Raw genomic sequence first — 5009 nt, forward strand, 5'->3', positions numbered from 1 at the left:
CCGGGCCTTCTTCTCAAGGCCGGAGAACAACTCCTGCGCCTTCTCCATGGCCTTGCGGGCCGCCTCAAGAACCCGATTCCGCTCGCGGATCTCCGCATTCCGCTTCCCGAGATCCGTCACTGGCTTCCGGCCGGGGATCTCGCGGGCCGCCTGACGCTCCATGGCGGTCGCTGACACCCCCATGTGCCGGGTCGGCTCCTGTTCCTTCCCCTGGCGCTCGAAGCTCCGGTGATCTACCCGCTGTTCGACCTGGTGCCGTTCCAGCGCCATGTTCACCTGGCGCGCCCACACGCCCCGCATATGCTCAATCTCGGCCGAGGCGGTGCTGGCCACGTCCAGAACCCGCGTCTTGGCCCCCAGACCAGCCGCCCCAGCCGTCCGGGTCGTGGTGAGGATATGGGCGTGATGGTTCCGGTTATCCCCTTCCCGGCCGGGTTCATGGATCGCCACATCGGCCACCACCCCGTAACGCTCCACCAGCTCACGGGCGAAATCCCGGGCTAGTTCTTTCCGTGCACCCGCGTCCAGCTCGGCCGGTAACGCCAGCTCGTATTCCCGGCCGGTCTTGGCGTCCTTCCTCTTCTCGGCCGCTTCGGCTGCGTTCCACAGGGCGTTCCGGTCCTGCGCCCAGCCCGCGCCATCAGGAGCCACGATGAACGCATCTTCGACCCCCTGTTTGCGGGTGTAGTCGTGCGTCAGACCCTGCCGTTCGTCCGTCAATTCCTGACCCGAACGATAGGCAGCAGCAGCCACGACACTGCGACCGGCCGAACGGGATATGGATTTGACGGACAGGTGATAGATCGCCACGACTCACCGGGATAAGGAAGGGTTCAGGGAAGGAACGTCTCTGACGCACGCATTGGAACAATGCTAAAGTGCGCCCTTCACTCCTTCGTCGCAAGGGTTATTTGGCCTTCACGACGAATCAAGGAAACTTCTTGAAAATGGGGTATCATCAACAGGGTCACACGGGGACAGGAATAACGACAGACCATTGCACCCACTTGGTGCGGGAGAAAAAATGACACCCATCGAGAAGGCAAAACAGCAGGTCGAGCAGGCCAAGGCCCGGTATCAGGCTTTGCTTGCCAGACAGACCGCAGAGGCACGCAAACGGGACACACGCCGCAAGGTCATCCTCGGGGGCCTCCTGATCGACGCAGCCGGGAAGGATGAACGCTTCGGCCGGGTCATCGACGAGCTGATGAAACGCATCACCCGCGACCATGACCACAAGGCGTTCGAGGGCTGGCAGAAGCCGGAGCCTGACCGGTCATGACCGGCGAACACGAGCTGGATGACGGGCTGGCCGCGTTCGACCAGCTCGGCCGGGAAATGGCAGAGACAAACCGCCTGCTCCGGGCCGTCCAGTCCGATCAGGTGGCCCGAAGGCAGCAGGAACACGACCGGTCGACCGAAATGCAGGCTGCGCTTGGACAGGCCACCAAAGCCTCACAGAAGGCGCTACAGGCCGCTCAAGCCGAAATACGGTCTTCCCTACTCTGGACGGGCCTGACCGCCTTCCTGATCGTTCTGGTGGCGTTTGGCGGGGGATATTTCTTCGGACAACGGGCCGGGTGGAGTAGCGGGCACGCGGACGGATACCAGAAAGCCCGGAATCAGGAGGCCGCCGCGAGCTGGGCCAACACCCCGGCCGGACAGCGGGCCTATGGCCTCGACCAGCTCGGCAGCCTCGATCTCGTCAGCCAGTGCATGGGCCATGATTGGCAACGCTCCACACGGGACGGAAAACGGGTCTGCTTCCCCCAGCTGACGCCAAAGGGAATATGGCAGGCTGGTATATCCCCTGACCGTCATCGGGAGAGGAAAGCCGGCCAGCCCCCTCGTCGCTTCCTGAGCCATTTTCTCTCGCCCGATTCTGCCGGCGTCACAGGGTCCAGGCGAGCGCGGAGCGGGAGCGGCGTAGCCCGACCGCAGGGCGCCGGACCAGACCCCAAAATGGCAGTTTTCCACCGGGAAAAGGGGGGACAACAGGGGGATTAGATTCTTTTCTCTTTCTTAGGGATCGCCACACCCCGCAGAGAACCAAGAAAAACCTCTTGTTTTAAGTCCCGGATTCTGGGACTAATTGATCCCGGATTCCGGGACTTAAAAACGAGTTCTCCACAGGGAGCGAAACATGGCCCAGATTGTGCGCCTCACCACCAAGCCGCAGCGATCCGGACAGGAGGAAGCGGCACAAGCGGCCGAGCAGCTCTCGCTCCTGTCCGAAGAACTCCTGAAGCATTTGCCCGGAGAGGCGCGTATAGCCATCTCAAGGGCCACACACGCGCTACAGAAGGCCGCGCGACCAGACACCACCGAAGGGCTTTGGCCGGGAGGTTTCACCATGTTGAGCCGTATGCAGACCGCCACCATCTGGGACGCCATCCGTGAGTTACCATCTGACGACCGGCCCAATCAGGTGCGCCATGCCTTCGACCTAGTGTTGCTTAATCTCCGGCAGGACACTGGCGAAGTACTGCTCACCCGCGACCAGCTCGCCGAAAAGATTGGATGTGCCCCCAAACATGTCAGTACAATCATGGGTACACTGGAAAAAATGGGCGTAATCCGCCGCGAACGGCGCAAAATCGAAGGGATGCAGGGACGAGGTGTCGCCGTGTATTTTATCAACCCGCACGTGGCATGGAATGGTTCGCTTGACGTCCGCAAGGCACAGGCCGCGGAAACCCGGCCGCCCATGCAACTAGAACTCCTCCAAGGGGGGGCATCATGAGCAGCACTCTTTACGACCATGATTTTTACGCATGGACGACCGAGCAGGCCGGATTACTGCGTGCCGGAAAGCTCTCCGAGGCTGACCTTGAACACATCGCCGAGGAGATCGAGAGCATGGGCAAATCGGAAAAGCGCGAACTCATCAGCCGTCTGACCGTGCTGCTTCTCCATCTGCTCAAATGGGAGTTCCAGCCTGTGCGCCGTGGCGCTTCATGGCGTCTGTCAATTGCCAATACTCGCGATGCGTTGACCGATCATATGGCCGACAATCCAAGCCTGAGGAGTGTGCTGGAAGCCAGCATTGACACAGCCTACCGCCGCGCACGCCGTGACGCAGCACTAGAAACCGGCTTTTCCGAAAGCACTTTCCCCTCTGTCTGCCCATGGTCTTTTAACCAGATGATGGACGAAGAGTTCTGGCCAGAAGCCTAAATCATCAGAATGTTTATTGAATAACTTATGAGTAAATCACTAATCTAATTCTATCTTGAACGTGTCAACATACCGCTGCCATAGGCATAGTGTTCAAGAGTAATAATAGGAAATGATCATGTTCCTTAAGAATCTCTTGCTTTCGCTCGGTATCATTGGGGTCTCCACCCTGCATTTTGCAAGTACGGCTCATGCAGCAGGTGGCCAAATCCAGCTTTTTAATGGCTCTCCGCAAAGTGTTCTGGTCAGTAACTACACTGCGACATCAGGTGTTACCCCTTCGTCTATTCCACTCCTTACTGTCCTAACAGGGGCAACCAGTACAATTGCAAACGCATCAGGACCAGATAAACAGAATATTTCAATACAATTTGAAGTAAAATCAGCATCCACCACTCAACAGTATGGATGCTCCTTCAATATAATCCTCTCATATTCATCATCCCTCCATGAATATTATTCGAACTACCAAGCATTTCCAATGTCATTCCCGAATGAAACATATTTCCCGACATGCACCGCTCCAGTGTCTGGGCCATGGAGTGGCGTCGGCTATCTGGGTGGTTATTTCTCCATAAAATAACCACCATTTATTAACCTTTTCATTACCCATTTGTTCTTTCTTAGAACCAGAATGGATTAAAATCTGTAGCAGGGGCACTTGATGACGACCATTACAACGACCAACCTTTCGTGGTCCGCCACATGGTCTCATACTCCTGCTACAAGTGATCTTTTGGATTACACCAACTCCAAAAAAGCAGTCGTTAGCAATACATCAGAAGAATCAAGCGTCCTTAATGATAATGGCGAAGACAAGATAGTTTTATCTAAAGAGGCGCAAAATTATACAAATACCAGCAGCAACATAATTTCAGACTCTACAGGAACAATACAAAAAATATATAACGCCCTCGGGAAAATAATAAGCAGCACCACCACATCAGATGCCGAAAAGTGGAATGCTTTTGCAGTGGCCGATGAAATGCGTGACGAATATATGGACAATCATGGAATTTATGGCTTGATCTTTCCTTTGATCAAGAAACGGAGAACAGTCCGTTCATGCAAAAAATAAATGCTGCTTATGCTGATCTAAATAATCCAGAATTTCATTTTAACAATGAATATACAGGATCAAACCCTATAGCGACGAAAATACTCGACCTCTGGCAAAAAGAAGGAACCATCTCCGGAGTAGTAGGATGGACTGGTTCATCCACATTAGCAATCAATATTCAAGAAACAACCATTCAAACTGACAGCGGAACGATAACAAGTTTCCAACTATCATCTAATTTAACTGGACATTCAGATTTAATTGAACGTTTGGACAAAACACCCAACGGACGTGCCTTAAATAGCGAAAATACTCCTGTTTCGTCTTCAATGGGACTAGGCATCCAGAATTTGTCTTTCTCTGGAGGAATTAAGGATTTGGAAGCGGAGTTTAACAAAGAAATCGTCGAAGAACTATTTAGCTCGTCAGACAAAAAAACAATTAAAACTCAAACAGATACCCAGAAAAACACATCAGAACCCACAAGCTCTTCGAATACGCTCTCCTCTGCGACCTCTCAAAACCCCATATCTGGCCCGTTATCATAATCCCGCCCCCTGCTCCGTCCTCGTGAGCGACCCAAGGATTGACCCAATTCCTGTTGGAGCTGCTTCTGGCGGTCCTTCTCGGCGGCTTTCCGGGCTTCCTCGGCCGCCCGGATGTCCTGCTGGCGTTTGATCTCGGCCTGACGCGCCAGCTCCTGCCTCTGGCGTTCGGCTTCCCGCTGCTGCTCCATCCGCTGCCCGATCTTCCGGGCCAGACCGACCGCCAG

At 54.8% G+C, this 5009-nt stretch carries 8 protein-coding genes; 7 read left to right on the plus strand and 1 reads right to left on the minus strand.

Features of this window, described 5'->3' with window-relative positions; translation table 11 throughout:
• The coding region (mobQ, locus tag JCM25156_RS07930) for a MobQ family relaxase (RefSeq protein ID WP_025812700.1) at window positions 1–810 on the minus strand (810 nt) is incomplete at its 3' end.
• Window positions 811–1024: 214 nt separating this feature from the next.
• Here mobQ and JCM25156_RS07935 point away from each other — a divergent pair.
• The 7 genes from JCM25156_RS07935 to JCM25156_RS28805 all read left to right on the plus strand — a co-directional run bounded on the left by JCM25156_RS07935 (window position 1025) and on the right by JCM25156_RS28805 (window position 4785).
• Window positions 1025–1282, plus strand: a complete 258-nt coding sequence (locus JCM25156_RS07935) for a mobilization protein (protein WP_025812701.1) — start codon at window positions 1025–1027, stop codon at window positions 1280–1282.
• Window positions 1279–2007 (plus strand): replication protein, encoded by a 729-nt coding sequence (locus tag JCM25156_RS22605; RefSeq protein ID WP_242402547.1) that lies wholly within the window; start codon window positions 1279–1281, stop codon window positions 2005–2007. Before JCM25156_RS07935 ends, JCM25156_RS22605 begins: the two co-directional genes overlap by 4 nt.
• A 136-nt stretch (window positions 2008–2143) precedes the next feature.
• Window positions 2144–2743, plus strand: a complete 600-nt coding sequence (locus JCM25156_RS07945) for a helix-turn-helix domain-containing protein (RefSeq protein WP_025812702.1) — start codon at window positions 2144–2146, stop codon at window positions 2741–2743.
• Window positions 2740–3177: a DUF29 domain-containing protein gene (locus JCM25156_RS07950; RefSeq protein ID WP_221228961.1), complete on the plus strand. Its 438-nt coding sequence runs from the start codon at window positions 2740–2742 to the stop codon at window positions 3175–3177. The genes JCM25156_RS07945 and JCM25156_RS07950 overlap by 4 nt, the downstream gene beginning before the upstream one ends.
• Window positions 3178–3295: 118 nt before the next feature.
• Complete coding sequence (locus JCM25156_RS30205) at window positions 3296–3760, plus strand: hypothetical protein (protein WP_143221518.1); 465 nt, start codon at window positions 3296–3298, stop codon at window positions 3758–3760.
• An 81-nt stretch (window positions 3761–3841) separates the two neighbouring features.
• The gene (locus tag JCM25156_RS28800) at window positions 3842–4255 is read left to right on the plus strand and encodes a hypothetical protein (protein WP_148299359.1); all 414 of its coding nucleotides are present in this window, start codon (window positions 3842–3844) and stop codon (window positions 4253–4255) included.
• Window positions 4243–4785 carry a hypothetical protein gene (locus tag JCM25156_RS28805; protein WP_148299360.1) on the plus strand — a complete coding sequence of 181 codons (543 nt, stop codon included), beginning with the start codon at window positions 4243–4245 and terminating at the stop codon, window positions 4783–4785. The genes JCM25156_RS28800 and JCM25156_RS28805 overlap by 13 nt, the downstream gene beginning before the upstream one ends.
• Window positions 4786–5009 lie beyond the last annotated feature (224 nt).

Source organism: Komagataeibacter kakiaceti JCM 25156 (assembly GCF_000613305.1).